We start from the raw sequence: 4,191 nt of genomic DNA on the forward strand, positions 1-4,191 counted from the left end.
GACGTGTGCGCGGCACGGGGGCGGCGCTCGGGCCGCGGGCCTGACCTCCGCGCTCACCGCCTACGTGCTGGGGGTGACGATCGAGGAGCAGACCCACCACAACCTCGCCGCCGTGGACCCCGCGATGCCGCGCGTCGACTATGACTCGCGATTCGACGAGGGGCTCGAGGCATTACTGGCGGGACTCGGCGGCTGACGCCGCGCCACGGCCGGGCCGGCGCATGCCCGGGCCCGCACGTCGACAAGGACGTTCCGCACACCCGCTTCTCGCGACACGTGTGCGGAACGTCCTTGTCGACGGGTCGGCGCCGGCCCGGGCCCGGGTCAGCTGCGGATGAACACCTGCGTGGCGTAGAGCCGGTTGTCGCCGGCCACGGCGACGCCCATACCCATGGAGGTGTGATCGGTGCGCAACAGGTTGAGCCGGTGTCCGGTCGAGGCCATCCACTGGTTGACGAGCTGCTGCGGGGTGGCGTTGCGCCAGTTCTGCAGCACGTTCTCCGACCAGCGGGTGGTGCCGCTGGGGACCTGGTTACGCAGGTCGGGGTTGTGATACATCCGGTTCTCCGCCGCTTGGACCTGGCTCCAGGCGGTGGCCAGCTGAACGAGCGCGTCGTTGGACGGCAGCGGCGCACGGCCATTGGCGACCCGAGCGGCGTTGGTGGCGTCATGGAGCTGCTGGCGGTACTCGGCGCTCGTGGGATCGAGGGCCGGGGCGGTGCCGCCGCCGCCAACGGCCAATCCGAAGGACGATCCGGGCACGAGGAACTGCTGTGCCGAGGCGGCGGGGACCCCCAGTCCGCCGACCGCCATGGTGGCGGCGGCGACGACGGCGAGGGGCTTGACGAAACGAGGGGAAGTGCGGCGCACGGGAGGGACTCCATTTCTGCACGCCCCGAGGGGGAGGGCATGCAGGAAACACGGTAGAGACCAAAGCCGTTCTGGGCTAGTGGGCTTGGGGAATCTAGCCGTATTTTCACACTGTTAACCGGCCGTGCGCCGGAGCGGTCACCCCCGTTCGAAGTCCAGCACCACGTGGATCCGACCCTCCTCGTCGGTGGCGGTGCCCACCCCGACCTTCGCGAACTCGCCGTCCAGCATGCGGTCGCGCATGCCCGTGTCGGTGAGCATGGCGGTGAGCACGTTCTGGGGTGTGGCCTCCGGAGGCAGGGCCAGCACCGTACGATCCCGGGTCTCGCCGCTCTCGGGGACCGGGAGATCGCCGGTCGTGGGGTCGCCCGCGGCCAGCTGGTCCGCGCGGACCTCGGCCTCGACGGACAGGACCGGGTCGGTGACCAGACGCTCGGCGCCGACCGCGGTGCGCGCCTCGTTGACGCCTGCGACGACGCTGCCTTCGAACGCCTTCCGGGCGACCTCGGGCGGCACCACGACGAGAGGAGCGTCCTGTGCGGCCACCGTCGCGGCCCCCGGTGCGGTCGCGCCCGGGATCAGCGAGGCCAGGCCGGGGATGTCCAGGGGGAACGGGAGGGCGAGCTCGACGGACCCCTGGGCGGACGCTGTGCCCGCGCCGGTGGCGAGCAGGAGGGCCGAGGCTCCCGCGACGACGGCGGAGCGGATGGGATGGCGCACGTGGCATGTCCTTTCCTCGGGCGACGGCCGGAGCCGGGCCCGGCGGGGATCGTTGACGGTAAGACTACCGCCGAGAGTTCACTTACGCATCTTTCGTCTCATCAGTCACATTCGTTACATCGTCTGTAGTGGACTTCGGGGCGCAGGCGCCCTCACGTCTCCGACCGACAACGATCAGCACGAGCCCCGGCGCCGAACCGTGATCGGCGTTACGGTCGGAACCATGACGCCGATCCAACGCACCCGGAACATCGATCCGATCACCCCAGCCGATCTCCAGGCCCTCGGGACCGCCTCCGGCCCCGCGGTGTCGGTCTTCATGCCGACCCACCGTGGCGGGCCGGAGACTCGGCAGGGGCCGATGAGGCTGCGTTCCCTGCTCGACCGCGCGGAGTCCGAGCTGGTCACCGGGGGGACCACCGCCGAGGACGCCGCCGAGCTGCTCGCGCCGCTGCGCGAGCTGGGCGGGCAGGACCCCTTCTGGCAGCACACGGCGCACGGGCTGGCCCTCTACGCCGCGCCGGGGATCGCGCGGGTCTTCAGGCTGGACACCGAGATGCCCGAGACTGTCCACGTGTCCGACTCGTTCGCCGTCCGTCCGCTCGTCCCGGCCGCGGTCGCCGACGGCGAGTTCCTGATCCTCGCCCTGAGCCAGAACTCGGTGCGACTGTTCGAGGCCACCCGGGGGTCGGTCCACGAGCGGGACATCGGCACCGCCCCGGCGTCGATGGAGGACGCCGAAGGGCGCACCGAGCGCGAGCCCCAGCTGCAGCACCAGGCGGCGGCCGGGGGCACCGCCGCCTTCCACGGGCACGGCGCCGGGGGTGAGGTGGACCGCGTGATGCTCGAGAAGTTCTTCCGTCAGGTGGCCGGGGGGATCGATGAGCTCCTCGCGGGGCAGGAGCGACGGCCGCTCGTCCTGGCGGCGGTGGCCGAGCACCACCCGATGCTCAGGAGCGAGCTGTCCTACCCGCACCTGCTCGACCAGGTGGTGGCCGGGAACCCCGATCATTGCGACGGTGCGGAGCTCAAGGAGAAGGCGTGGCCGCTCGTGCAACCGGTCCTCAACGCCGACGCCGCCGCGGCGACCGAGCGTTTCGGCGAGGCGCTCGGGACCGGCCTCGGGGTCAGTGACCCGAGGGAGATCGTCGCCGCCGCCGCGGAGGGTCGGGTGGAGACCCTGATCCTCACCGGGGCGATCTGCCGACCGGAGGATCGGCCCGGGGACCTCGACGACGCCGTGGGCCACACCTGTGCCACGTCCGGGCGGCTCGTGGTGCTCGAGGCTCTCCCGCACGGGAACTCCGTCGGCGCGATACTGCGCTACTGAGAGCGGTGACGCACTCGGACTCCCGGCCTTCGCGACCTTACCCGCCAGTAAGGTCGGGCTCGGGCAGGGCACAATAGGCCCCATGAGCTCGAGCCACCCGCACCTGACCAGCCCCCTCGTCGTCGGGCCTCTCACCCTGCGCAACCGCGTCGTCATGGGCTCCATGCACACCGGGCTCGAGGACCGGAGCGCGCACCTGCCCGAACTCACGGCCTACTTCGCCGAACGGGCGCGCGGCGGCACCGCCATGATGGTCACCGGCGGATTCTCGCCCGATATCCAGGGCTGGCTGCTGCCGGCCGGGTCGATGATGGCCAGCCGGCGGATGGCGGACAAGCACCGCGGCCTCACCGACGCCGTCCACGCCGAGGGCGCGCACCTCCTGCTCCAGCTGCTGCACGCAGGCAGGTACGGCTACCAGCCGTTCGTGCGGTCGGCCTCGTCCACCAAGTCCCCGATCAGCATGTTCAGGGCGCGCGGCCTGAGTGCGCGCGGCGTCGAGCGCACCATCGACCACTGGGTGCGAGCGGCTCGACTGGCACGGCGCGCGGGGTACGCCGGGGTCGAGATCATGGGCTCCGAGGGCTACCTGATCAACCAGTTCCTCGCGGCCCGCACCAACCAGCGCACCGACCGCTGGGGCGGCAGCGCGAGCAAGCGGATGCGCTTCCCGGAGGAGATCGTCCGACGGATCCGGGCCGAGGTGGGACCGGACTTCCTCATCCAGTACCGCATCAGCGTGCTGGACCTGGTGGAGGGCGGCCAGACCTGGGACGAGACCGCCGAGCTCGCGCAGCGCCTCGAGGCCGCGGGTGCCGACGTGTTCAACACCGGGATCGGATGGCACGAGGCGCGCATCCCGACCATCGTCACCTCGGTGCCCCGCGCGGCGTTCGTCGATCTGGCGGCCCGGCTCAAGCAGACCGTCGGCGTGCCGGTGATCGCCTCCAACCGCATCAACACCCCGGACGTGGCCGAGCGGATCCTCGCGACCGGGCAGGCCGACCTGGTGTCCATGGCGCGGCCGCTGTTGGCGGACCCGGCGTTCGCGGCCAAGGTCGGCGAGGGGCGGGCGGACGAGATCAACATCTGCATCGCCTGCAATCAGGCGTGTCTCGACCACACCTTCGCGAACAAGCGGGCGTCGTGCCTGGTCAACCCCCGCGCGGGCCGGGAAACGGAACTGCTGCTCACCGTGGCGCCCTCGCGCCGGCGGGTGGCGGTGGTCGGCGCGAGGGCGCCACGGTGAGCAGCAGTTCCGTTTCCCGGCC

The 4,191-nt window shown here is 71.6% G+C and carries 3 protein-coding genes and 2 pseudogenes; 3 read left to right on the top strand and 2 right to left on the bottom strand.

Features of this window, described 5'->3' with window-relative positions; genetic code table 11:
• A pseudogene (locus IY392_RS05690) lies at positions 1–196 on the top strand (TetR family transcriptional regulator); the annotation flags it as partial.
• Between the two features lie 128 nt (positions 197–324).
• Here the strand turns inward: IY392_RS05690 and IY392_RS05695 are convergent.
• Positions 325–870 (bottom strand): CAP domain-containing protein, encoded by a 546-nt coding sequence (locus IY392_RS05695; RefSeq protein WP_107755594.1) that lies wholly within the window; start codon positions 868–870, stop codon positions 325–327.
• Between the two features lie 138 nt (positions 871–1,008).
• Complete coding sequence (locus IY392_RS05700) at positions 1,009–1,590, bottom strand: CAP domain-containing protein (RefSeq protein WP_107755595.1); 582 nt, start codon at positions 1,588–1,590, stop codon at positions 1,009–1,011.
• A gap of 223 nt (positions 1,591–1,813) precedes the next feature.
• On the opposite strand from IY392_RS05700, the gene IY392_RS05705 reads away from it, so the two are divergent.
• Together IY392_RS05705 and IY392_RS05710 are read left to right on the top strand one after the other, a co-directional pair.
• Positions 1,814–2,920 (top strand): hypothetical protein, encoded by a 1,107-nt coding sequence (locus IY392_RS05705; protein WP_194860742.1) that lies wholly within the window; start codon positions 1,814–1,816, stop codon positions 2,918–2,920.
• A gap of 82 nt (positions 2,921–3,002) precedes the next feature.
• A pseudogene (locus tag IY392_RS05710) lies at positions 3,003–4,154 on the top strand (2,4-dienoyl-CoA reductase FMN-binding domain-containing protein); the annotation flags it as partial.
• Positions 4,155–4,191 lie beyond the last annotated feature (37 nt).

This window comes from Dietzia sp. SYD-A1 (assembly GCF_015356725.1).
GTDB lineage: Bacteria > Actinomycetota > Actinomycetes > Mycobacteriales > Mycobacteriaceae > Dietzia.